General features: G+C 62.5%; 22 protein-coding genes. 9 read left to right on the top strand and 13 right to left on the bottom strand.

All coding sequences use genetic code 11. The features are described 5' to 3' along the window. Nucleotides 1-13 precede the first annotated feature (13 nt). The 7 genes from ACFWYE_RS19530 to puuE form a co-directional block, all read right to left on the bottom strand. Nucleotides 14-1,603, bottom strand: coding sequence for an ABC transporter substrate-binding protein (locus ACFWYE_RS19530; protein ID WP_379113670.1), 1,590 nt, complete (start codon nt 1,601-1,603; stop codon nt 14-16). A gap of 51 nt (nt 1,604-1,654) precedes the next feature. Then, nucleotides 1,655-1,888, bottom strand: coding sequence for a hypothetical protein (locus tag ACFWYE_RS19525; protein ID WP_379113668.1), 234 nt, complete (start codon nt 1,886-1,888; stop codon nt 1,655-1,657). A 95-nt stretch (nt 1,889-1,983) separates the two neighbouring features. Continuing rightward, nucleotides 1,984-3,573 carry an ABC transporter substrate-binding protein gene (locus ACFWYE_RS19520; RefSeq protein ID WP_379113666.1) on the bottom strand — a complete coding sequence of 530 codons (1,590 nt, stop codon included), beginning with the start codon at nt 3,571-3,573 and terminating at the stop codon, nt 1,984-1,986. 381 nt (nt 3,574-3,954) lie between these two features. Then, the gene (locus ACFWYE_RS19515) at nt 3,955-4,548 is read right to left on the bottom strand and encodes a nucleoside deaminase (RefSeq protein WP_379113664.1); all 594 of its coding nucleotides are present in this window, start codon (nt 4,546-4,548) and stop codon (nt 3,955-3,957) included. Next, complete coding sequence (locus ACFWYE_RS19510) at nt 4,545-5,054, bottom strand: ureidoglycolate lyase (RefSeq protein ID WP_379113662.1); 510 nt, start codon at nt 5,052-5,054, stop codon at nt 4,545-4,547. The genes ACFWYE_RS19515 and ACFWYE_RS19510 overlap by 4 nt, the downstream gene beginning before the upstream one ends. Nucleotides 5,055-5,117: 63 nt before the next feature. Next, the gene (locus tag ACFWYE_RS19505; protein ID WP_379113660.1) at nt 5,118-5,951 is read right to left on the bottom strand and encodes a bifunctional allantoicase/(S)-ureidoglycine aminohydrolase; all 834 of its coding nucleotides are present in this window, start codon (nt 5,949-5,951) and stop codon (nt 5,118-5,120) included. Between the two features lie 25 nt (nt 5,952-5,976). Beyond that, entirely contained in the window at nt 5,977-7,410 is a 1,434-nt protein-coding gene (puuE, locus tag ACFWYE_RS19500) for an allantoinase PuuE (protein WP_379113658.1), read from the bottom strand. A gap of 182 nt (nt 7,411-7,592) precedes the next feature. Here puuE and uraH point away from each other — a divergent pair, with 182 nt between their 5' ends. The 4 genes from uraH to xdhC are packed head-to-tail and all read left to right on the top strand — an operon-like array spanning nt 7,593 to nt 12,759. Continuing rightward, a complete protein-coding gene (gene uraH / locus ACFWYE_RS19495) occupies nt 7,593-7,967 on the top strand; it encodes a hydroxyisourate hydrolase (protein WP_379113656.1) in 375 nt (124 codons plus the stop codon). A 3-nt stretch (nt 7,968-7,970) separates the two neighbouring features. Then, nucleotides 7,971-9,452, top strand: coding sequence for a xanthine dehydrogenase small subunit (xdhA, locus tag ACFWYE_RS19490; RefSeq protein ID WP_379113654.1), 1,482 nt, complete (start codon nt 7,971-7,973; stop codon nt 9,450-9,452). Between the two features lies 1 nt (nt 9,453). After that, entirely contained in the window at nt 9,454-11,814 is a 2,361-nt protein-coding gene (gene xdhB / locus ACFWYE_RS19485; RefSeq protein WP_379113653.1) for a xanthine dehydrogenase molybdopterin binding subunit, read from the top strand. Nucleotides 11,815-11,874: 60 nt separating this feature from the next. Further along, the gene (xdhC, locus tag ACFWYE_RS19480) at nt 11,875-12,759 is read left to right on the top strand and encodes a xanthine dehydrogenase accessory protein XdhC (protein ID WP_379113651.1); all 885 of its coding nucleotides are present in this window, start codon (nt 11,875-11,877) and stop codon (nt 12,757-12,759) included. Between the two features lie 18 nt (nt 12,760-12,777). On the opposite strand, the gene dps is transcribed toward xdhC, so the two are convergent. Together dps and ACFWYE_RS19470 are read right to left on the bottom strand one after the other, a co-directional pair. Next, complete coding sequence (gene dps, locus ACFWYE_RS19475) at nt 12,778-13,266, bottom strand: DNA starvation/stationary phase protection protein Dps (protein ID WP_379113649.1); 489 nt, start codon at nt 13,264-13,266, stop codon at nt 12,778-12,780. 113 nt (nt 13,267-13,379) lie between these two features. After that, on the bottom strand, nt 13,380-14,300 hold the full coding sequence (locus ACFWYE_RS19470) for a LysR family transcriptional regulator (RefSeq protein ID WP_129410866.1): 921 nt from the start codon (nt 14,298-14,300) through the stop codon (nt 13,380-13,382). A gap of 141 nt (nt 14,301-14,441) precedes the next feature. On the opposite strand from ACFWYE_RS19470, the gene ACFWYE_RS19465 reads away from it, so the two are divergent. From ACFWYE_RS19465 to ACFWYE_RS19450, 4 genes are all read left to right on the top strand, one after another. Then, nucleotides 14,442-15,665 (top strand): urate hydroxylase PuuD, encoded by a 1,224-nt coding sequence (locus ACFWYE_RS19465; RefSeq protein WP_379113648.1) that lies wholly within the window; start codon nt 14,442-14,444, stop codon nt 15,663-15,665. Nucleotides 15,666-15,830: 165 nt separating this feature from the next. Further along, nucleotides 15,831-17,153 (top strand): guanine deaminase, encoded by a 1,323-nt coding sequence (gene guaD / locus ACFWYE_RS19460; RefSeq protein WP_379113647.1) that lies wholly within the window; start codon nt 15,831-15,833, stop codon nt 17,151-17,153. 171 nt (nt 17,154-17,324) lie between these two features. After that, complete coding sequence (locus ACFWYE_RS19455) at nt 17,325-17,828, top strand: heme-degrading domain-containing protein (RefSeq protein WP_379113645.1); 504 nt, start codon at nt 17,325-17,327, stop codon at nt 17,826-17,828. Between the two features lie 33 nt (nt 17,829-17,861). Then, nucleotides 17,862-19,124, top strand: a complete 1,263-nt coding sequence (locus ACFWYE_RS19450; protein WP_379113643.1) for a glycerate kinase — start codon at nt 17,862-17,864, stop codon at nt 19,122-19,124. Nucleotides 19,125-19,151: 27 nt separating this feature from the next. Here ACFWYE_RS19450 and ACFWYE_RS19445 read toward each other — a convergent pair whose 3' ends face one another. The 3 genes from ACFWYE_RS19445 to ACFWYE_RS19435 form a co-directional block, all read right to left on the bottom strand. After that, nucleotides 19,152-20,540 (bottom strand): glutamine synthetase family protein, encoded by a 1,389-nt coding sequence (locus ACFWYE_RS19445; protein WP_379113641.1) that lies wholly within the window; start codon nt 20,538-20,540, stop codon nt 19,152-19,154. A gap of 34 nt (nt 20,541-20,574) precedes the next feature. After that, on the bottom strand, nt 20,575-21,957 hold the full coding sequence (locus tag ACFWYE_RS19440) for an aspartate aminotransferase family protein (protein ID WP_379113639.1): 1,383 nt from the start codon (nt 21,955-21,957) through the stop codon (nt 20,575-20,577). Nucleotides 21,958-22,091: 134 nt separating this feature from the next. Next, nucleotides 22,092-22,523 (bottom strand): MarR family winged helix-turn-helix transcriptional regulator, encoded by a 432-nt coding sequence (locus ACFWYE_RS19435; protein WP_379062027.1) that lies wholly within the window; start codon nt 22,521-22,523, stop codon nt 22,092-22,094. 74 nt (nt 22,524-22,597) lie between these two features. On the opposite strand from ACFWYE_RS19435, the gene ACFWYE_RS19430 reads away from it, so the two are divergent. Continuing rightward, entirely contained in the window at nt 22,598-23,056 is a 459-nt protein-coding gene (locus tag ACFWYE_RS19430) for a hypothetical protein (protein ID WP_379113637.1), read from the top strand. Here the strand turns inward: ACFWYE_RS19430 and ACFWYE_RS19425 are convergent. Beyond that, nucleotides 23,046-24,020 carry a WD40 repeat domain-containing protein gene (locus ACFWYE_RS19425; protein ID WP_379113635.1) on the bottom strand — a complete coding sequence of 325 codons (975 nt, stop codon included), beginning with the start codon at nt 24,018-24,020 and terminating at the stop codon, nt 23,046-23,048. The two genes, ACFWYE_RS19430 and ACFWYE_RS19425, sit on opposite strands and share 11 nt — an antisense overlap. Between the last annotated feature and the right edge of the window lie 9 nt (nt 24,021-24,029).

The following is a 24,029-nucleotide window of genomic DNA, read 5'->3' as shown; positions in this document are numbered from 1 at the left end:
CGGGCGGTCCGGATCAGGCCGCCAGCCAGCAGATCGACAGCGCGTAGCCGCCGCACATCTCCTGCGCCGGGTTGCTTACCCAACCCTGAACACCCTTGCCGGAAGCGTCGATATACTGGTTGAAGAACGGAACGATCAGGCCCCCCTCGTCGCGCATCACCATCGCGATGTCGCTGTACATCTTCTTGCGCTTATCTTGATCGAGTTCGCCACGAGCCGCCAGTACCATCTTGTCGAATTCCGGCCGCTTGAAGCGTGTGTCGTTCCAGTCCGCGCTGGAGATGTAGGCTGTGGAATACATCTGGTCCTGCGTCGGCCGTCCGCCCCAGTAGGAGAGTGAGAATGGCTGCTTGTTCCAGACTTCCGACCAGTAGCCGTCGCCCGGCTCGCGCTTCACCTCGATCTTGATGCCGGCCTTGGCGCAGCTCTGCTGATAGAGCTGGGCGGCGTCAACCGCGCCAGGGAAGGCAACGTCCGAGGTCCGAAGCAGGATGGTGCCGGAATGGCCCGACTTCTTGTAGAATTCGGCGGCCTTCTCGGGATCGAACTTGCGCTGTTCGAGATCGGTCGGGAACAGCGGATAGGCTTCGTTGACCGGGATGTCGTTGCCGACCTTGCCGTAGCCGCGCAGGATCTTCTCCAGCATCTCCTCGCGGTCCATGGCAAGCTTGAGCGCCATCCTGAGGTCGTTGCTGTCGAAGGGGGCGGTGTCGCAGAACATGTTGAACGGGTAGAAACCCTTGCCCGACACGGCCTGGATGGTAACGCCAGGCACGCGCTTGACCAGATCGACGATCTTCGGCTCGACACGGTTGATCATGTTGACCTGGCCGCCCTGAAGCGCGGCGGTACGCGCGGTCGCATCGTTGATGACGATGATCTCGACCTGGGCGGCATGGCCAACTTTGTCGCCCTGCCAGTAATTGGCGAATTTTTCGCCGCCATAACGGACGCCCGGCTCGTTGACGGTCACCTTGTAGGGGCCGGCGCTGATGCCGGCATTTGGATCATCCTTGCCGCCGTTCGGCTGGATGACGAGATGGTAGTCGGCCATCAGATAGGGGAAGTCGGCGTTCGGATCCTTGAGGGTGATGACGACCTCGTCGCCGTTCACCGCCATTTTGTCGATGCCCTGCAGAATGCCGAGCGCTGCCGATTTCGACTTCGCGTCGCTGTGGCGTTCGAGCGTGGCGACGACGTCCTGCGGCGAAACCGTCTTGCCGTTGTGGAACTCGATGCCCTTGCGGATCTTCATCGTCCAGATCTTGGCGTCGTCCGACGACCCGACCGACTCGGCGATGCGGTTCTCCAGGCTGCCATCGGGGTTCAGTTCGACCAGCATCTCACCCCAGCACTTGCCGAAGTTGAAGTTCACCTGGCTGAGATTCAGCGCCGGATCGAGCACGTTGGACGATTCGCCGCCTTGCAGGCCGGCCTTCAAGGTGCCGCCCTTGACCGGGCCTTCCGCCCTGGCGGCATCGCTGAGAAGCGTGTTGGCGAAAGCCGCGGTGACGCCAAGCGCTGCCGCACGGCCGAGGAAATCGCGGCGATTCAGCTTGCCCGCGGCGACGCGGCGGCTGAGGTACTCGAGTTCATTGGTCATTCCTGTTCCTCACTCTTTTGGCTCGACCGTTTGGTCGATTTCTTGTTCTTGTCAGGAGAATAATGGACGTAAGGGAAACTTCAGCGCAAGGCCGCATGCGACATCGACTGCCGCATATGGCATGTCGTTTTTGAACTGTTCATGCGCGTGCGGTTTTTTGCTTTTCAGGAAAATCGCGGCCAGATTGTCCCCAAAACCATTTTTTTCTCCCTTGAAAACGATGATTTTGGGCTGCTGGACGCTGTTTGTCGATTGTCTGTCAGTCGGGATTGGGCCAGTCGCCATGGGGGTATTCTATCTGCGACGTGATTGCGCGGCGTATCGAACGTCCGCGCAACCGATGGCTGCAAAGGTCCAGCCATACTGTCGCCAAGGCTTCCCTAGGCCTGCAGCCAGCATTTGGTCAGAGCATGGCCGTTCATCAGTTCGCTGTTCACATCGTCCACCCAGCCACCGACCTTGGCACTGGTTGCATCGATATAGTCGTTGAACATCGGAACGATGACACCGCCTTCATCCCGCAGCATGACGCCGGCCTGGCGATAAAGCGTCTTGCGCTTGGCCGAATCGAGTTCCGAACGCGCCTGCAGGATCAGCTTGTCGAAATCGTCGCGGAAGAAGCGGGTGTCGTTCCATTCCGCGTTCTTGAGATAGGCGATTGAATAGACTTGATCCTGCGTCGGGCGGCCTGTCCAGTAGGACATGGAGAAGGGCTGCTTGTTCCATACTTCGGACCAGTAGCCGTCGCCGGGCTCGCGCTTGACCTCGATCTGGATGCCGGCCTTGGCCGCACTCTGCTGGTAGAGCTGGGCGGCATCGACCGCGCCGGGGAAGGCGACGTCCGAGGTGCGCAGCAGCACAGGTCCGGAATGGCCGGACTTCTTGAAGTGGAACTTCGCCTTGTCGGGATCGTATTTGCGCTGTTCGATGTCGTCTGAGAACAGCGCGTAGGCCTTGCTCGCCGGCATGTCGTTGCCGACGGTGCCGTAGCCGCCGAGAATCTTCTGCACCATCTCCTCGCGGTCGACCGCGTATTTCAGCGCCAGCCGGAGATCGTTGTTGTCGAAGGGCGCGGTGTTGCAGTGGGCGATGAAGACATAGTGGCCCTTGCCGGCGACGTTGCGGATGGTGACGCCCGGCACGCGTTTGACCAGCGAAACGATCTTCGGTTCGACACGGTTGATCATATGCACCTGGCCGCCCTGGAGCGCTGAGGTGCGTGCGGTGGCGTCGTTGATGACGATGATCTCGATCTGGTCTGCGTGACCGCGTCTGGCCTGGTCCCAGTGGCCTTCGTGCCGGGCGCCGACATGACGCACGCCGGGTTCGTTGGTCACGATCTTATACGGGCCGGTGCCGATGCCCGCGGTCGGATTGTCCTTGCCGCCATTCGGCTGGATCATCAGGTGGAAGTCAGCAGCGACGTAGGGCAGGTCGGCGTTGGGTTCCTTCAGCTTGATGACGACATTGCCGCCATCGGCCTTGACGCTGTCGAACTCGGAGATGAAGGCCAGCGCCGCCGACTTCGAGTTCTTATCGCCATGGCGCTCCAGCGTCGCCACGATGTCCTGTGGCGTAAGGTCCTTGCCGTTGTGGAAGGTGACACCCTTGCGGATCTTGAAGATCCAGGTCTTGGCGTCGTCGGACGACTCGTAGGATTCGGCGAGCTTGGGCTCGATGCCGCCGGTGGGTGTCACTTCCACCATCTGCTCACCCCAGCAGCGGCCGAACGTGTAGGGAACCTGGCTGGCCCAGAGCGCGGGGTCCAGGCTGTCGGTGGCTGCCCCGCCCTGCATGCCGGCCTTCAGCACGCCGCCCTTGATCGGGCCTTCGGCTCTTGCTGCATCGGCGAGCAGCGTATTGGCGAAAGCGGCGCTGACACCGAGCGCCGCAGCGCGGCCCAGAAAATCGCGACGGTTCAGCCTGCCGGCGGCAACGCGACGGCTGAGGTATTCGAGTTCATCCGACATTGGTTCCTCACTCTTTGGCTCGACCGTTCTGGTCGATTTCTTGTTCTTGTGAGGAGATAATGGACGTAAGGGAAATTTCGTCACGAGGCAGAATGCGACATCGATTGCCGCATATGGCGTGTCGGTTTTGGGCTGCTCGTGCGTGTGCGATTTTTGTCGTTTTTGGAAAACGGCGGCCAAAGCAGGTCGGAAACGGCGCTTTTGCCCTTACGAAATGGCGATTTTCAGAAGTTGAACGCGGTTTTTCAGCTTGCCGGGCTGCTGTTTTCGAAGCGGCCTGCGCAGACCATCCTGTTTGCGACGGAAGGCCTCGCGGGCACGCCATGGGCAGGCTTCATCCCGGATGCGGCCGTAAGAGGGTTCCGTGTCAGGATGCTGCGGCTAGTTCAGCGGGATATCGTTATCGGCCTTGCCGTCCTGATAGTCGGCGGAAAGCGCGTCGTATCTGTCGGAGATCGTCTTGATGCGGGTTTCCAGCCGATTGCGTTCCGTTTCCGGCAAGGCGCGTACCAGACGGCGCAGGGAGTAGCTTTTCCAGTAGGCGTTTTCGGCGTTGTAGCCGCCGGGCTCAAGCGTGAAGACCTCCTTCAGTATCTTCAGGTCGTGCGGGATGGCGAAGCTGTCGCGCGAATCCTCGTGGCTGAACAGGTAGTAGAAATTGTCGAAGCCGGTCCAGGTGATCGCAGACAGGCACAGAGAACACGGTTCATGCGTGGCCAGGAAGATCGCATCCTTGGTATCGACCCGCTCGGCCTTGGGCATCTCGTAGAAACGCTTGAGGCAATGCACTTCGCCATGCCACAGCGGATTCTCGGTCTCGTTGTTGGTCTCTGCCAGAACCAGAGAGCGGTCGCTCTTGCGCAGGATTGCGGCGCCGAACAGCTTGTTGCCATCGGCGACGCCGTCTTTGGTCATCGGCACGATGTCGTGTTCGATGACGTCGAGCAGGCGGTCGATCAGGGAAACATCGGTCATGACTGGAACCCTTCGGGCAGGTGGATTTCATACGGGTGCGAGAAGTGGAATTCCTCGACATTGGAGCCGTCGCCGCCACGGTCGACCACGACGAAATCCTGCGGTTCGCCGATCGGCGTGAGCACGCCGTGCCAGAGATTGCGCGGGTAGTTCACGCCCTGGCCGGGCCTGGTGATGAAGGCACACGGCTCGGCCGGGCCATCCGGGCTGTCATGGCAGACCACGACCACGAAGGGGCGCGGTGACAGCGGTACGAAAGCCTGACTGCCGAAGGGATGCCGTTCCACCATCGAGAGCCTCAATGGGAATTCGTAGGGTGTGCCCTTGAACAGGTTGATCAGCACATGGCCGTTCGGACCGGCGGCTTCCGGACGGGCGAGCGCGTGATAGCGTTCGCACCTGCCATTGTTGATCGGGTAATGGCTGTCGGTCTCGGTGTCGATGACTTCGCCGAATTCGGCAAAATTCGCGCGCGTCAGAGGCTTGGCGGTGATGATGCGCGTCATGATCTGACCTTTTTACAGCTCCTGGCCCGACCACTTCGGCGAGGCAACAGCACAGCCTGGGTGTTAGCGTCCAAAACCACCGAGCTTGGCGTGACGGTTGACATCCTTGTAGAGCAGGTAGCGGAACTTGCCCGGCCCCCCTGCGTAACAGGCCTGCGGGCAGAACGCGCGTAGCCACATGTAATCACCGGCCTGCACTTCCACCCAGTCCTGGTTGAGACGGTAGACCGCCTTGCCTTCCAGGACGTAGAGCCCGTGCTCCATCACATGCGTTTCCGGGAACGGAATGATGCCGCCCGGTTCGAACGTGACGATGGTGACATGCATGTCGTGACGCAGGTCCAGAGGATCGACGAAACGGGTCGTTGCCCAGCGGCCTTCGGTATCCGGCATCGGATTGGGGGCGATATCGTTCTCATTGGCGAAGATCGGTTCGGGCACATCAACGCCCTCGGCCTTTTCATAGGCTTTGCGGATCCAGTGGAAACGCGTGGTCGTCTTGCCGTTGTTACGCAATGTCCAGCCGCTTGACGGCGGCAGGAAAGCGTAACCGCCCGGCTTCATCTCGTGGCTTTTGCCGCCAAGCGTGACCGTGACCTCGCCTTCGACCACGAACAGCACGCCTTCGGCCCCGCTGTCCGGTTCAGGCCTGTCGCTGCCACCGCCCGGCTGCACTTCCATAATGTATTGCGAGAAGGTCTCGGCGAAGCCCGACAGCGGCCGGGCGATGATCCACAGCCGCGTCTTGTCCCAGCCCGGCAGGTAGGAGGTGACGATGTCGCTGAATTCGCGTTTGGGGATGACCGCATAGGCTTCTGTGAACACCGCGCGGTCGGTGATCAGGTCGGTCTGCGGCGGCAGTCCACCTTTCGGCGCGTAATAGGTGCGATCGGCCATCTTCATCATATCCATCAGTTCAGACCTATTTGGGCAGTATTTCCTTGAGGCGCAGCAGCGCGATGCGTTCGACCTGCCTGCAGGCGGTTTCGAATTCCTCTCCGCGACTGTTGCCGATGCGGGTCTCGAAAGCCGCCAGGATCTCTTCCTTGGTCTTGCCCTTCACCGCGATGATGAAGGGGAAGCCGAAGGTGGTAACGTAGGCGGCGTTCAGCTTGGAGAACAGCTCGCGCTCGGCGTCGGTCAGCGCATCGAGCCCGGCGGACGCCTGCTCCCTGGTCGAATCCTCGGTCAGCCGCTTTGCCTGCGCCAGCTTGCCGGCAAGGTCCGGGTGCGCGGTCAGCACACCGAGACGTTCGGTCTCGGAAGCCGAACGGAAAGCACGGCAGAGTGCATTGTGCAGGCCGCCGGCGCTGTCATGCGCAGGCCCGAGTTCCAGTTCGAACGCGCGCTCGGCAATCCATGGCGAGTGTTCGAAGATACCACCGAAGCGCTGCACGAATTCCGGCCTGTCCATGCGCGATGGGCGCAGGGCCGCCGGTTCGTAGGGATGATGGTCACGCCAGTGATTGGCGATATCGATGCGGCGTGGCAGCCAGACCCTGTCGTGGCCCTTCACATAGTCGATGAAGCGCTGCAGTGCCGCGGCGCGTCCCGGCCGGCCGATCAGGCGGCAATGCAGGCCGATGCTCATCATGCCGCCGCGCCCGGCCTTGCCTTCGGCATACAGTGTGTCGAATGCGTCCTTCAGGTAGGCGAAGAACTGGTCGCCCGAATTGAAACCCTGCGGGGTGGCGAAGCGCATGTCATTGGCATCAAGCGTGTAGGGGATGACAAGTTGCGGCGGTATGGCGTTGCCGTGGCCGTCATGGTCGAGCCAGTAGGGCAGGTCGTCGTCATAGGTGTCGGAGATCCAGGCAAATCCACCTTCGGCAGCCGCCAGCTTCACCGAGTTCACCGAGGTGCGGCCGAGATAGAGGCCGGTCGGGCGCTCGCCCACGACTTCCTTATGCAGGCGGATCGCTTCGTCGAGGTCGCGCTTTTCATCTACTTCGTCGTGGTCGCGATAGTCGATCCATTTGAGACCGTGCGAGGCGATCTCCCAGCCGGCATCATCCATTGCCGCGACGTGATCGGGTGAGCGGGCCAGCGCCGAGGCGACACCGTAGACCGTCACCGGCACGCCCGCTTCGGTGAACATGCGATGCAGCCGCCAGAAGCCGGCGCGGGCGCCATATTCGTAGATCGATTCCATATTCCAATGGCGCTTGCCAGGCCAGGGAGCGGCGCCGACCACTTCCGACAGGAAAGCCTCAGAGGCGGCATCGCCATGCAGGATGCAGTTCTCGCCGCCTTCTTCGTAGTTGACGACGAATTGCACGGCGACATGGGCGCCACCCGGCCATTTCGGGTCTGGCGGGTTGGCTCCGTAGCCACGCATGTCCCGTACGTAACGCATCATTCCTCCCTGCCGGTTGCTCCGGAAGTGGGCCCAAGATATCCAAAGCTTTGCACCGCCATTACCACGAAATTTTTGAAAGTGCTTTTTGGTGCCGTCCGCTCGACCAGGGCTTATCCATCGCCTTTAATTGGCGCACAATTCATCACTATGTTCGATTGTACCGGAATGGGAGGCGGCAATTGGCGGAAACGTCGCACAACAATGGCGGGCGTCTGACGACGCATGTGCTGGATACGGTGACCGGCAAGCCGGCGGCCGGCCTGCTCGTCGATCTGTTCCGTCTCGAGGACGGCAAACGCACGCATCTGAAGAGTGTGACCACCAACAGCGACGGCCGCTGCGACGCACCGCTTCTGGCCGGTGACGAATTCAAGCTCGGTGAATATGAGCTGATTTTCTCGGCCGGCGACTACCTGCGCCGCTCCGGCACCGAGTTGCCCGAACCGGCTTTCCTGGACATCGTGCCGATCCGTTTCGGCATGGCCGAGGCCAAGCACTATCACGTACCGTTGTTGATCTCGCCCTACAGCTATTCGACCTACCGGGGGAGCTGAGCAATGGCCAAGTTGAAGACCCGCTCCGAGCTGCGCTTCATCCTCAACGGCCGCGATGTCGCTCTGAGCGATGTTGCGCCGGACCAGACGCTGCTCGACTGGCTGCGCCTGTCGCGCTCGTTGAAGGGATCCAAGGAAGGCTGCGCCGAGGGCGACTGCGGCGCTTGTACGGTCCTGGTCGGCAAGCTGGTCGCTGGCAAGCTGGTCTATGAGAGCGTCAACGCCTGCATCCGCTTCATGGGCTCGCTCGATGCCACCCATGTCGTGACCATCGAACATCTCGCCGGCACGGAGGACACGCTGCATCCCGTGCAGCAGGCGATGGTGGATTTCCACGGTTCGCAATGCGGCTTCTGCACGCCGGGCTTCGTCATGTCGCTCTACGCGCTCTGGATGAAGTCGCCAGAGCCGTCCGACGCCGAAATCGAGAAGGCGCTGCAGGGCAATCTCTGCCGCTGCACCGGCTATGAGGCGATCATGCGCGCCGCCCGTGCCATTTCCAGCTACGGCAAGGCAGCGAAGGATCCACTGCAGGCCGAGCGCAAGTCCGTGATCTTACGTCTGACCGAACTTCAGGACGGCTCTCGCGTCGAGGTCGGCACCGGCAAGGACCGCTTCATCGTGCCGGCTGACGTCGATGACTTCGCCAGAGTGCTGGAAGCCGAACCGCAGGCCACCATCGTCGCAGGCTCGACCGATGTCGGCCTTTGGGTGACCAAGCATATGCGCGACATCTCGCCGGTGGTCTTTATCGCCGGGATAGAAGGGCTGCGCACGATCTCCGAGGACAAGGGTGTCATCTCGATCGGCGCCGGCGTCACCTACACCGAAGCCTTCTCCCTGCTGGCCAAACGCATTCCGGCGCTCGGACCGCTCATCGACCGCATCGGCGGCCAGCAGGTGCGCAACATGGGCACGATCGGTGGCAACATCGCCAACGGTTCACCCATCGGTGACACGCCGCCGCCGCTGATCGCGCTCGACGCGAAGCTCACCCTGCGCAAGGGCAAGAAGCGCCGCACCATTTCGCTCGAGAAGTTCTTCATCGCCTATGGCAAGCAGGACCGGCAGCCGGGCGAGTTCGTCGAAGCCGTGCATGTGCCGATCCCGGACAAGGGTGACAGGTTCGCGGTCTACAAGATCACCAAGCGACGCGACGAGGATATCACCGCGACGCTCGGCGCTTTCAGCCTGAAGCTCGCCAAGGATGGCACGGTGGCATCGATCCGCATTGCCTATGGTGGCATGGCGGCGACGCCGAAGCGGGCGAGTGCGGTTGAGAAGGCGCTGGTCGGCAAGCCGTGGACCGAGGCAACTGTGGAAGCGGCGATGGCCAGATACGCCGAAGACTTCGCGCCGCTCACCGATATGCGTGCGACCGCCGAATACCGGGCGCTGGCGGCAAGGAACCTTCTGCTGCGCTTCTACACCGAGACCACCGGCACCAAGGCGCCATTCCAGGTGTCGCGGAACAGGGCGGCGTGAGATGACCAAACACACTCCTAACCTCAAGGCGCAGAAGATCGTCGGCGGCGTTCACACCGACCAGCGCCACGATTCCGCGCACAAGCACGTCGCCGGCACGGCGGTCTATATCGACGACCTGCCGGAACCGGCAGGAACGCTGCATGTCGGCCTCGGTCTCTCGACCGTCACGCACGCCAGGCTGAAGAAGGTCGACCTGTCCGCCGTGCGCAAAGCACCGGGCGTAGTCGACGTGCTGACCTACGAGGACGTGCCCGGCGAAAACGATGTCTCCCCCAGCGGCATGCATGACGATCCGGTCTTTGCCGAAGGCAAGGTGCAGTTCCACGGCCAACCGATCTTCGCGGTCATCGCCGAGACCCGCGAAGCGGCGCGCAGCGCCGCGCGCCTAGCCAGGATCGAATACGAAGAACTGCCGGCGATCCTCAACATCTGGGACCTCGATCCTTTGAAGGACAGGCAGGTGGTGACGCCGCTGACCCTGAAGCGTGGTGACCCGGACGCGGCTATCGCCGCAGCGCCGCGCCGCATCAAGAACCGCATGAAGCTCGGCGGACAGGACCATTTCTATCTGGAAGGCCAGGTTTCCCTCGCTGTTCCCGGAGAGGATGACGAGGTCGTCGTCCATTGCTCGACGCAGGGGCCGAGTGAAACGCAGCACCTCGTCGCCCATGTGCTCGGCGTGCCGAGCCACGCGGTCACGGTGGAAGTGCGGCGTATGGGCGGCGGTTTCGGCGGCAAGGAGACGCAGGCCAACCAGTGCGCCGCCATCGCTGCCATTGCCGCCAAGAAACACAAGCGTGCGGTCAAGGTGCGCCTCGACCGCGACGAGGACATGACGGCGACCGGCAAGCGGCACGACTTTGTCATTGACTACGATGTCGGCTTCGACGACGAGGGCAACATCCTCGGTGTCGACTTCATGTTCGCGCTCAATGCCGGCTTCTCGGCGGACCTGTCCGGTCCGGTCGGCGACCGTGCGCTGTTCCACTGCGACAACGCTTATTTCTACCCGAACGTGCACGCCAAGTCGGCGCCGCTCTATACCAACACCGTGTCCAACACCGCCTTCCGTGGCTTTGGTGGCCCGCAGGGTATGGTCGGCGCGGAGCGCGTCATCGAAGAGGTGGCGTTCGCCGTCGGCAAGGATCCGCTTGAGATCCGCAAGTTGAACTTCTACGACGCCATGGGCGCGACCGGCGAACGCAACGTCACGCCCTATCACCAGAAGGTCGAGGACAATATCATCCACCGCATCGTCGCGGAGCTGGAGGCGAGCGCCGACTATGCCGGCCGCCGTCGCGAGATCGCGGCTTTCAATGCCAACAGCCGTTTCATCAAGCGCGGCATTGCACTCACCCCGGTCAAGTTCGGCATCTCGTTCACCAAGACCGAGTCCAACCAGGCCGGCGCGCTGGTGCATATCTACAATGACGGTTCGGTGCATATGAACCATGGCGGCACCGAGATGGGGCAGGGTCTCCATCTCAAGGTGGCGCAGGTGGTGGCCGAGGAGTTCCAGATCGATCTGGAACGGGTGAAGATCACAGCGACGACCACGGCCAAGGTACCAAACACGGCGCCGACGGCTGCATCCTCGGGTGCCGATCTCAACGGCATGGCTGCCCAGAACGCGGCGCGCCAGATCAAGGACCGGTTGATCGACTTCGCGGCGGAAAAATACTCCGTGCCGGCCGATCAGGTGGTGTTCCTGCCCAACCGCGTCCGCATCGGCAACCAGGAGATCTCCTTCAACGAGCTGGTCAAACAGGCCTATCTCAACCGTATCCAGCTTTCGGCGGCAGGGCATTACAAGACGCCGAAGATCCACTGGGATCGCGCCAAAGGCCGGGGCCACGCCTTCTATTATTACGCCTATGGCGCCGCGTGCTCGGAAGTTTCGATCGACACCTTGACCGGCGAATATGTCGTCGAACGCACCGATATCCTGCACGACACCGGCCGCTCACTGAACCGGGCGATCGATATCGGGCAGGTCGAGGGTGGTTTCGTCCAGGGCATGGGCTGGCTGACAACCGAGGAATTGTGGTGGGATGGCAAGGGCCGGCTGCGCACGCACGCGCCATCGACCTACAAGATCCCGCTGGCGTCCGATCGGCCGAAGATCTTCAACGTCGCCTTGACCGACTGGTCGCAGGCCTATGAACCGACGATCCATCGTTCCAAAGCGGTCGGCGAACCACCCTTGCCGCTCGGTATTTCGGTTTTGCAGGCACTCTCCGACGCGGTGGCCAGCGTGGCCGATCACAAGATCAGCCCCCGCCTCGATGCACCGGCAACACCGGAGCGCGTGCTGATGGCGGTCGAGCGGCTGAAGAAGGAAGCGCGCAGCAAGGCGTGAGCCTGCCGCGCGGGCAATCCGACGCAACAAGTGTTATATTCCCGAGGTGGGAATGCGATCATGACCTCGAAAGTACAGGATCTGAGAGAGTTTCTGGCTGGCCCTGGCCCGGTCGCGCTGGTCGAAGTGGCCGGCACGCGAGGCTCGACGCCGCGCGAGAAGGGTGCCTACATGCTGGTGTCGCCCGAGACGACCTATGGCACGATCGGCGGCGGCCAGCTCGAATACATGGCGATCGACAAGGCGAGACAAATGTCCGGCGTGCTGCCGGTACGCAAGGGCGGGCAGCCCGCGGTGCACCGTATCGATGTCCAGGAAGTCTGCGCGACGCTCGATGTGCCGCTGGGGCCAGAGATAGGCCAGTGCTGCGGCGGTCGCGTCGAGGTGCTGATCAGGCTGGTGGATGGCGCCATGGCTGCTGGATTGATCGTTGCGGCTGAAGCCGAAGAAGAGCACCTGCCACATCTCTATATTTTCGGTGGCGGCCATGTCGGCAAGGCGCTTGCCGCCTCGGTATCGTTGCTGCCCATCCATGTGGTCGTCGTGGAAACGCGCGCCGAGGAATTGGAAGGCATCACCGAAGCGGTCGAGACCAGGCTGACCGCGATGCCCGAGGAGATGGTCCGGCAGGCGCCGGCGGGCTCGGCATTCGCGGTGCTCACCCACGATCATGCGCTGGATTTCCTGATCGCTGCCGAAGCCCTGAAGCGCAGTGACACCGCCTACGTTGGCATGATCGGCTCCAGGACCAAGAAGGCGACCTTCAGGAACTGGTTCCTGAAGACCGCCAATGGCTCGGAGATGGAATTCGAACGGCTTGTCTCGCCGATCGGCGGCGATGCCGTGAAGGACAAGCGGCCGCCGGTTATAGCGGCACTTGCCGCTTCAGAGATGATGACGGCGCTGGTCCGGCATCAGGTCAAGGCCGGCGTGGAAGCCGCCTGAGGCGTTACGCCTCGTCTTTCACTCTTTTTCCTGCGTGTGGGCCTCCAGGAACCAAAGCGACTTGTCGAGTGCGCGCGAATAGGCGGTGAAGATATCGGCCGTGTCGGCATCGCCGGCCTCGTCGGCTTCATCGATCGCTGTGCGGGCGGATTTCGCGACAGCGGCATAGCGGTCGATCAGCGCAGCCAGATGATCCTTGGTCTTGTGGATGTCGGTCGGATAGGGCTTCAGCGTGGTCGTCCTGGCCACATCCTGCAAGGTGCCGTGCGCGGTGCCGCCGAGCTGCACCGCACGTTCGGCGATGGTGTCGACATGACCGTCCAGCTCGGTACGGAATCCGTCGAGCATCTCGTGGATGGCGATGAACTGCGGACCTTTGACGTTCCAGTGTGCCTGCTTGGTGATCAGCGCGAGATCGATGGCTTCGGCGAGCCGCGCGTTCAGGATGGCGATCGCGGTCGTTCGCGTGTTGGATTTCAAGTCGTTCCTGGTCTGGATGTCGGCCATCGGGGTCTCCTGGTTTCGAGTGGGAGGCTGGCAGGATCGGCTGGCGGCGGAAAAGTGACGCCTTCCTGTCCCCCACGCAAGCCGCAACGAACAGGCTGGCCCTATGGTTCCTGCTATTTCCCGGCCAGGATGTCGCGGATCAGTTTCTGGCAGCGGTCGGCCATGAAATCGAGCAGCAGCCGCACCTTGGGGTCCTGCAGTTTCTTGTGCGGATAGACCGCGGCAAACTGCACTGGCGTCGGTGGTGTTTTGGTCAGGATTACCTGCAAGCGCTTGTCACGGATGTACGGTTCGACCTCGAAGCGCGGCTTGTTGATGATGCCGCGGCCGGCCAGCGCCCATTCGGTCAGCACATCGCCGTCGTCGCTGTCGAAGGGGCCATGTACCTCGAATTTCACCACGCCTTCCGGTGTCTGCAGCATCCAGAAGAACTCCCTGCTGCCGGGATAGCGCAGCATCAGGCAGTCATGCTTCCTGCCGATGAGCTCGCTGGAATCGGTCGGTTCGCCGCGCGCTGCGAGATATTTCGGCGAGGCGACCAGCACGCGCTCGCACTCCATGATGCCGCGCATCCTGAGTGATGAATCCTCGATCACGCCGAGCCGGAATGCCACGTCGATGCCTTCCTTCAGGATATCGACATTGTGGTCGGACAGGCGCAGGCGCACCTCGATATCGGGATAGGTATCGTGAAAATCGGGAATGCCGGAGGCGATCAGACGCCGTCCGAGCCCGAGCGGCGCGGTGACGCGAATGGTGCCGCGCGGCTGGCCGGAGAGGGCGGCGACGGCTGCTTCCGCCTCGACGATGGCATCCAGTACCTGCTTGGCGCCGGAATAGAACACGGTTCCATGCTCTGTCGGCATCAATTGCCTTGTCGTGCGGTTGAACAGGCGCACGCCAAGGTGTTTTTCGAGTTCCTTGATGCGGTTTGACGCGACAGCTGGCGAAATGCGCATGTCGCGCCCCGCCGCCGACAGGTTGCCCAATTCGACGACGCGAACGAAGACGGCGATGTTGTCGAGATATGCCATTGTCCAGGACGTCCCCTTTGCGCCTGATTTTGATAGCAGGCTACTATTTTCCAATTTTTTTTGAAAGTCATCGTGTCGCCCGCCTCTTTCGATTTGCGCGCCAGTCCGTAATGTCGACTGACCGGCACGAAGGGGTGGAGCATGCTCGACTATGTGATTTTCTGGGATTGGGCGGCATTCGCGGTGCGCTGGCTGCACGTCATCACCGGCATCGCCTGGATCGGCTCGTCTTTCTATTTCGTCGCGCTTGACCTTGGTCTGCGCCAGCGGCCCGGCCTGCCGGCGGGTGCCCATGGCGAGGAGTGGCAGGTCCATGGCGGCGGCTTCTACCACATCCAGAAATACCTGGTGGCGCCGGCCGAGATGCCGGAGCACCTGACGTGGTTCAAATGGGAATCCTATGCCACCTGGCTGTCCGGCTTCGCCATGCTGGCAATCGTCTATTATGCCGGCGCGGACCTTTTCCTCATCGACCGCAATGTGCTCGACGTATCGGCGCCGGTCGCCATCCTGATTTCGCTCGCCTGCCTGGCTTCCGGCTGGATCGTCTACGATCTGCTGTGCCGTTCGCCGCTCCGCAACCACGACACGCTGCTGATGCTGGTTCTCTACGGGATCCTGGTCTTCATGGCCTGGGGCCTGACGCACCTCTTCACCGGCCGCGCCGCCTTCCTCCATCTTGGCGCCATCACCGCCACGATCATGTCGGCCAACGTCTTCATGGTCATCATCCCGAACCAGAAGATCGTGGTCGCCGACCTCATCGCCGGCCGCAAGCCTGATCCGAAATATGGCAAGATCGCCAAGACCCGCTCGACGCACAACAACTACCTGACGCTGCCGGTGTTGTTCCTGATGCTGTCGAACCATTATCCGCTGGCGTTCGGCACGCAGTTCAACTGGATCATCGCTTCGCTGGTGTTCCTGATCGGCGTGCTGATCCGCCACTTCTTCAACACCCAGCATGCCCGCAAGGGCAACCCGACCTGGACCTGGCTGGCGGCAACCATCCTGTTCATCATCATCATCTGGCTGTCGACCGTGCCGAAGGTGCTGACAGGCGAGCAGAAGGTCTCTTCCGCGGCGGAGGTCTATACGACCTCCACGCATTTTCCGGCGGCGCGCGACGCCGTCCTCGGCCGCTGCTCCATGTGCCATACGCAGGAGCCGGTCTATGAAGGCATTTATCACGCGCCCAAGGGCGTGATCCTGGACAGCGACGCGACGATTGCCGAACACGCCCGCGAGATCTATCTGCAGGCCGGCCGCAGCCATGCCATGCCACCCGGCAACGTCACCCAGATCACCGACCAGGAGCGTGCGCTGCTGGTCACCTGGTTCGAGGAAGCCGGCAAGAAGAAGTAAGCATCGTCGGCACCCGGAAGGGATGCCGGTCGATCCGTTTCGCCGACACCTTCGTGCCGGACCACCGGTGGGCAGGGCTCGGGCAGCAAGACCATCCTCTTTCGGGGCGAAGGTGTCTGCGAAGCGGATGGCGAAGTGAAATTTGATACGGAAGCAAGAGCGACAATGACCACAACACTGCTGCGCGGCCGCACCCTGTCCTTCCTGCGCTGGCCGGAAACGATCGATGATCGCGCCGCCTATGCCTATGAGGAAGACGGCGCGGTACTCGTCGCCAACGGCAAGATCGTCGCTTCGGGCTCCTACGCCGAGGTATCAGCGCGCGCCGGTTCCGCTGCACGCGTGATCGATCATCGCCCGCATCTGCTGCTGCCTGGTTTCATCGATGCGCATGTACACATGCCGCAGATGCAGATCATCGCCAGCTACGGCGCCGAACTGCTCGACTGGCTCAACACCTACACATTCCCCGAGGAGTCGAAGTTCGAGAACGCGCAGCATGGCCGCCGTATTTCCCGGCTGTTCCTCGACGAGATGATCCGTCAGGGCACCACGACGGTGGCCGCCTACTGCTCGGTGCACAAGCAGTCGGCGGAAGCTTTCTTTGCCGAGGCCTACGATCGCGGCATGCTGGTCATCGCCGGCAAGGTGATGATGGACCGCAATGCGCTCGAAGCCGTACACGATACGCCACAATCGAGCTACGACGACACTAAGGCGCTCATCGCCGCCTGGCATGGCAAGGGCCGTGGCCTCTACGCGATCACGCCACGTTTCGCCATCACCTCCACCCCGGAGCAGATGGAAATGGCGCAGGCGCTCGCCCGCGAGCATCCGGACCTGCATATCCAGACGCATCTTTCCGAGAACCACGCCGAGATCGCCTTCACCCAGGAGCTCTATCCCTGGTCGAAGGACTATACCCACGTTTACGAGCACTATGGCCTGATGGGCCCGAAAACCCTTCTCGGCCATTGCATTCACCTTTCCGAGCGCGAAGCCGATGTCCTGTCGGACACCGGCGCGGTCGCCGTCTTCTGTCCGACCTCCAACCTTTTCCTTGGATCGGGCCTGTTCGCCTATCAGGGCTATCGCAGCCGCAAGAAGCCGCTGCGCATTGCGACGGCGACGGATGTGGGAGGCGGCACCAACTATTCGATGCTGCGCACCATGGACGAGGCTTACAAGATCATCGCGCTGCAGGGCGAAAAGCTCAATCCGTTCCAGTCGTTCTGGCAGGTCACGCGCGGCAATGCCGAGGCGCTCTCGGTAGCCGACCGTGTCGGTACGCTGGAGGCGGGAACCGACGCCGACATCGTCGTGCTCGACAGTCGGGCGACACCGCTGCTGCAGGTGCGTTCGGAACGCATCAACTCGCTGGCCGAGGAGCTATTCCTGCTGCAGACGGTCGGCGACGACCGGGTCGTGCGCGAGGTTTATGTCGCCGGAAAGCCGGCCAAGAGCGATCTGGTGATGGCGAATTCCTGATCTGCCCTTGACCCTAGAGCGTTTCCGTTTTTTAACGGAAACGCGGAAACGCTCTAACTCTTTGTTTTCACGCAATTCCGGACAGAAAACCGCTGCGTGCTTTTCCTGGAATTGCTCCAAGGGCAGTTTGCCGTAAACGCGACAGGACATTCGTGCCTTCTGGGAGGAAGCATGGCCGCGAGCGACGATATCGAGACGATCAAGCGTCAGGAGGCGACGCTGGTTTTCGAACGCTTCGATGAGGCTGTGGCCTTCGAGATCGGCAGCGCGATCCGCGAGCGGGCGCTGAAGCAAGACATGCCGATCATCGTCGAGATCCGCACCTTCGACCGTCCGCTGTTCTACGCCGCCATGCCAGGCTCCAATGCCTCAAATCCCGATTGGGCGCGGCGCAAGATCAATGTCGTGAAGCGCTATCTGCGCAGCACCTATCGCCTGGTCCTCGAGCAGCAGCGTCCGGACCGCACGTTCAAGGTCGGCGAGGGGCTGGATGTCTCCGAATATGTGCTGGCCGGCGGCGGTTTTCCTGTCACCGTCAAAGGCGCTGGCGTCATCGGTGTGATCGCCGTTTCCGGGCTGCCAGAACGCGAAGACCACAATGTCGTGGTCGATGCTTTGTGCGTGCACCTCGGCGTGGACCGCGCCGAGCTTGCCCTGCCGCCATCCGGTGACTGACTTCTCCATCCGCCGCTAAACAAAGGCTTCTCCATGACCCTCGATCCGAAGGCCTTCCTCACCGCGATCTTCGAGGCTGCCGTGGCTGCGGCGGACCCTGAACTGACGATCCGCAAGCATCTGCCGGCGAAACCCAAGGGCCGCACGATCGTCATCGGCGCTGGCAAGGGTTCGGCGCAGATGGCGGCAGCGTTTGAAAAGGTATGGGACGGGCCGATCGAAGGGCTGATCGTCACGCGCTACGGTTACGGCGCGCCGACCAGGCATCTGGAGGTGGTCGAAGCCGCGCATCCGGTTCCCGACGCCGCCGGCCTTGCAGCCGCGAAACGATTGCAGGAAATCGTCTCGGGCCTCGGCGAGGACGATCTGGTCGTCGCGCTGGTCTGCGGCGGCGGGTCGGCGCTTCTGCCGGCGCCGGCCGGTGGCCTGACGCTGGCGGACGAGATCGCCGTCAACGAGGCGCTGCTGGCTTCCGGCGCGCCGATCTCGGCCATGAACACGATCCGCAAGCATGTCTCCACCATCAAGGGCGGACGGCTCGCTGCTGCCGCATGGCCAGCCAGGGTAGTGTCGCTGATCGTTTCCGACATTCCCGGCGACAATCCGGCGCTCGTCGCTTCCGGCCCGACCGTTCCGGACGAGGCAAACCGTACCGATGCGCTCGCTGCCATCAAAGCCTACGGTATGAAGCTGCCCGATGCGGTGATGGCCCACATAAACTCACCGGCGTCGGAAGCGCCGCGCCCCGATGATCCGAAATTCGCTCGCAACGAGGTGCATGTCATCGCATCCGCCGCCGTCTCGCTGGAGGCTGCGGCTGCGGAAGCAAAGCGCCAGGGTGTCGAGGCGGTGATCCTGTCGGATGCGCTTGAAGGCGAAGCACGTGAGGTTGGGTCGGTGCATGCCGCGATCGCGCGTGAAGTCGCTGCGCGCAACCGGCCTTTCAAGAAGCCGGTTCTGATCCTGTCCGGGGGTGAAACCACGGTGACGCTTCGCGCCAAGGGCAAGGGCGGGCGCAATTCGGAATTCCTGCTGGCCTTCGCCATCGGCGTCGATGGCGTCGAAGGCATCGATGCCCTCGCCGCCGACACCGACGGTATCGATGGTTCGGAAGACAATGCCGGCGCTTTCTGCAACGCCTCCAGCGTGACACGGATGCGCGGCAATGGCGTGGACGCCAAGGCGGTGCTGGCCGGCAACAACGCCTGGACTGCCTTCAACGCCGTGGACGACCTTTTCGTGCCGGGGCCGACCGGCACGAACGTCAATGATCTCAGGGCGATCCTGGTGCGCTAACCCTGTCCGAACCGGGCAGGGCGACGCCTACACCTCGTGCAGATAGAGGTGATAGTCGAGCTCGCTGACCGTGCGGGCGACACGCAGATATTCCGCCCATTTGATCTCGACGAAGGTCCTGTGCAGGTCCGGTCCGAGCGCACTCTTCAGGAAGGTTGAGCCGCGTGCCGCGTCGATTGCGGCACGCCAGTCGATGGGCATCTTGTTCTTCGCCTCGCCGGCGGCCTCATAGCCATTGCCGGTAACTTCCGGACCCGGATCGAGCTTTTCCTCGATGCCCTTGGCAACGCCCGCCAGGATGGTGGCGGCGACCAGATAGGGATTGGCATCGACACCGGAAGGCCGATGTTCGATCCGGCGGTTCCTGGCATCGCCGGCTGGCACGCGCAAAGCCACGGAGCGGTTGTTCACACCCCATGTCGGCGCCACCGGGGCGTAGGACTGCGAAACGAACCGGCGCCAGGAATTGGCGTGCGGGGCAAACACCAGCATGGATTCGGCCATCGTCCCGGCGAGCCCGCCGAGCGCGTTGAGCAGCAGCGGCGACCATGCGCCCGGTGTGGTCTCGGTGAAGACGTTCCTGGCCTTGTCGTCCAGCAGCGAGACATGGAAATGCATGCCGGAGCCGGCGTATTTTTCGATCGGCTTGGCCATGAAACAGGCGGTGACGCCGTGGCGGCGCGCCTGCATGCGCACCACCCGCTTCAGCATGATGAGATCATCAGCGGCGCGCATCACGTCCTTGCGGTAGTTCAGCGTCAGCTCGTACTGGCCCGGCGCATATTCAGAGATCACCGTTTCGGCCGGAATGCCTTGCGCCCTGGCGGCAGCGTAGATGTCGGAGAACAACGGCTCCATGCCATGCAGATGGTCGACGGAATAGACTTCGGTCTTGCCGCTGCGGCGCCCGTCGAGCACGGCATTGGCCGGCTGCACCTTGCCGTCGGCGTCACGCTCATTGCCGAGCAGGAAGAATTCCAGCTCGAAGGCGCCTGCCGGATGGAAGCCCTTGGCGGCCAGCGCCTCGACCTGGCGAGCCAGCGCATGGCGGGGGTCCGACGTCATCGGCTCGCCGTCGAGGTGATACATCGCCATCAGGACCTGACCACGCGGCGGATTGGTGCCATGCAACGGCACCAGCGTGCCGGGGATTGGCCAGGCGCGCAGGTCGCCGTCGCCAGAGTCCCAGATCAGGCCGGTTTCGTGGACATCTTCCCCGGTGATGTCGAGGCCGAGGATCGAGATCGGCATATGACGGCCGTTTTCATAGACGCCGGCGAGTTCATGGCGGCGCAGGATCTTGCCTCGCCCGACGCCGTTGGCGTCGGTCAGGATAATGTCAAAGGCTTCGATTTCAGGATGGGCATCGAGGAACGCCGTAGCCTCGGCAGGCGTCGAGCCGGAAGGTGAAGTCATGATTGCACTCTGAAGGATTGTTGTCTGGCTTGTCTCATGCCGCGAGCTTGGCGGCAACTTCGGTGAAGGCGGCGATCAGCCGTTTCACCTGTGCCGCCGTGGTGACCGGGGAGATAAGCATCATGTTGTGGAACGGGGCGATCAGGACGCCGCGATTGACCAGCGCGACGTGTACTGCCGCTTCCAGGTCCGGTGCATGCGCGCCCTCGGCCTCGGCGCCGTTGCCAAGCGGGCCTGGGGCACAGATGAACTCGACGCGGGCACCGACACGCATGACATGCCAGGGCAATTGATAGCGTGTTATCGCGGCTGACAGCCCGGTAGCCAGTTTATCCGCCAGCCTTTCCATATGGCTGTAGTTTTCCGCAGTCATCACTTCTTCCAGCGTGGCGCGCATGGTGGCGAACTGCAGCGGATTGGCGGACAGCGTCGTGCCCATGCCGGAATAGCCGGGCTCCTTGCCTCGGTTGTAGGCGGCATAACGCGAGGCGGTATCTTCGCTCATGCCCCAGACGCTCGCCGGCACGCCACCAGCGACGGGCTTGCCGAGGACGAAGAGGTCGGGCTCGAGACCATGGGTTTTCGTGTAGCCGCCGCGGCCAGTCGAAATCGTGTGCGTCTCATCGATCAGCAGCAGCGTCCCAGTCTCACGGGTCAGGCGCCTGAGCGCCTCGTGGAAGCCGGATTGCGGCAGCACCATGCAGGAATTGGTCAGCACCGGCTCGGTAATGACACAAGCCACATCCTTCGCCTTCAGCGCTGCTTCCAGCGCCGGCAGGTCGTTGAACTCGACGATCTTGGTGCGTTGGGTCAGATCCCGGAATTCGCCCGCAAGTCCAGGCCGGTTGATCGGCTTGCCGTCCTTCATGCGCACCATCGTCTCGTCGACGGAGCCATGGTAGGCGCCATTGAAGACGAGGATCTTGTCGCGGCCGGTCACGGCGCGCGCGACGCGCAGTGCGAAGCGGTTGGCGTCGGTGGCAGTGGTCGCGATCTGCCAGTAGGGCAGGCCGAAAAGCTCCTGCAGCAACGTGCCAACGGCCAGCGCATCCTCGGACGGCAGCATATAGGTGAGGCCGCGCCCTGCCTGCCTGCGGATAGCGCGGGCGACCGGTGTCGGCGAATGGCCGAACATGGAACCGGTGTCGCCGAGACAGAAATCGTCCAGCTGGTTGCCGTCGACATCGATGATGGTGGCGCGTCTGGCGCTTTCGACAAGGATCGGGAACGGCGTCGGCCAATCGGTCATCCAGTGCATCGGCACGCCGTCGAAATAGCCGGCGATGCCATTGCCGGTGCGGGCCAGCGATTTCGGACGGGCTTTTCGGAAAATCTCGGCCTCTGCTGCCCGCAGCTCGGCGATGCGCCTGGCGTCGATGCCGCCGATGATGCTGTTCGAACCCTTGCTTACGCTCATTCACTCCCCCTGTTGGCGTGGCGCCACTCTAAGCAAATGCGATCGCAGACCGCAATTGGCCGCCAGGCAAAGGAGTGTTGGTTCAGTGATTTTATTCGAAATTCAGCTAGAAAATCTGCAGCGATGCGCGCAGATCAGTCGTCATGCATGGCCGCAATGGCGCGGCGCATCAGCGCGAGGAACATTTCCTTCTCCTGATCGGTGAAATCGGCCAAGGCCGTTGCGTTCTGGGCGCGGGCAGCATCGGTGGCCGGGTCACGGAGATGTTTCGACCTTTCCGTCAGATGAATGGACTGCGATCGCCCGTCCGACGGGTTGGATCGCCGCTCGATCAGCCCGTCGCGCTCCATGCGTGTCAAGGTGTTGGCCATGGTCGCCTGCTCAACGTCCAGGCGACGCACCAGTTCACTCTGCGTCAAGCCATCTTCGTCCCACAGCGCAAGCAGGGTCATGAATTGCGCAGGCGCCAGGCCCAGCGGGCCGATGCGTCGCTGCAGACCTTTGGCAAACAGGCGCGCCATCTGGTTGGCGAGGAAACCTGCCGAGCGTTCTTTCTGGAATCTCATGGCTCAGGAATAGCTATTGAATAGCATGCTATGCAATGATATATAGCATGCTATTCAAATCGTGGGAGATCGCAATGAAAGCGAAGATCCACGCGACGGCTGGTTCCGTCGCGCTGCTTGCCGTCGCCTGTTTTTGGTTGTCGACGGTGGTGGCCGAACTCTTGGGGGATGTGGAAACGATCGCAGCGGTGAAGTCCGCTATTCTCGGTGGCATGGTCGTGCTCATTCCGGCCATGGCTTTGGCGGGCGCCTCCGGTTTTTCACTGGGCAAAGGCTGGAGAAGCCACGTCGTCCAGCGCAAGAAGCGCCGCATGCGGTTCATCGCCGCCAATGGCCTGCTGGTGTTGCTGCCGTCGGCCTATGCGCTTGCGGGTTGGGCCGGTGAGGGGCGTTTCGATGCGGCATTCGTCGCCGTGCAGGCGCTCGAACTCGTGGCGGGAGCGGCAAACATCACTCTGCTGTCCCTTAACATGCGAGACGGGCTCGCGCTCCGGCGCAAGGCTTCTGCGCAGCCGGCTGAGATCAGCCCGTGATGTCGATAATACCGCAATCACCGGCGGCGCTGCCAAACGCCAGCCGACGCTCGGCCTTGTCCCAGGTCAGTGCGGTGATGGCACCCTTGCCCGGGCGGCGCAGCATGACTTCCTTGGCGTCGTGGAAACGGGCTGCGATCACCATGCCGTCTTCGTAGCCGATCGCAACCACCTCTTCCGTGGGATGGCATGCCACCGCCGTCACCATTGTGTTGCCGCGTGTGCCGAGCTCCAGCGGCGCCTTGCCCATCGGCCCATCCTTGGCCTGGAAGGGCCAGACGATCGCTGCCGGAGCGCCGGAACTGGCCAGCCACTTGCCGCGCGCGCTCCACGACAGGCTCTTGACCTTGGCGGGGTAACCCGACATGCGCATGTGCTTGGCATCAGCCAGTTTCCAGCCATGCAGGGCGTTCTCCTGCATGGTGGTGACCAGGAAATTGCCGTCCGGCGAGAAGGTGACGCCGGTATGCGCGCCTGCCCATTCCAGTTCGGTCGGTTTGCCGTCGGTGGCCGGGAAATGCAGCGTGGCGCCATTGTAGCGGGCGACGGCGATGCGCATGCCGCGTGGTGCGAAAGCCACGCCCTCCACGGTACGCGGGTGCTGGAATTCCTTGACCTTGCCGTCCTTGAAGCGGACGAAAGCGCTCTTGCCCGCACCATAGGCAACCGCTTGCTGCGGTCCGGCGGCAACACTGCTGATCCACTTGCGACCCGCCGCAGCCAGTTCCTCGACAATGCCTTCAGGCTTGATCGAGAACACCTTGCCGTCCTCGCCGCCGGTGATCAGCCGTTCGTCGACCTGGTCATAGGCCGCCGCAAGCAGACCATCATTGGCCTGGACGGTCTTGTGGCCATTGTCCAGCCTGTGCACCGCGCCGTCGGCAAACGCGAAATGCGGGACGTCGTTCAGGAAAACGGCGGCGACGCAATGGCCGTCTACATCAAGCGGGGCGACTGTAGGCATCGGGCAGAA

This window comes from Mesorhizobium sp. NPDC059025 (assembly GCF_042739655.1).
Lineage (GTDB): Bacteria > Pseudomonadota > Alphaproteobacteria > Rhizobiales > Rhizobiaceae > Mesorhizobium.
Note: the sequence above shows the minus strand (reverse complement) of the source record. Positions and strands in the feature narration are given on the sequence as shown.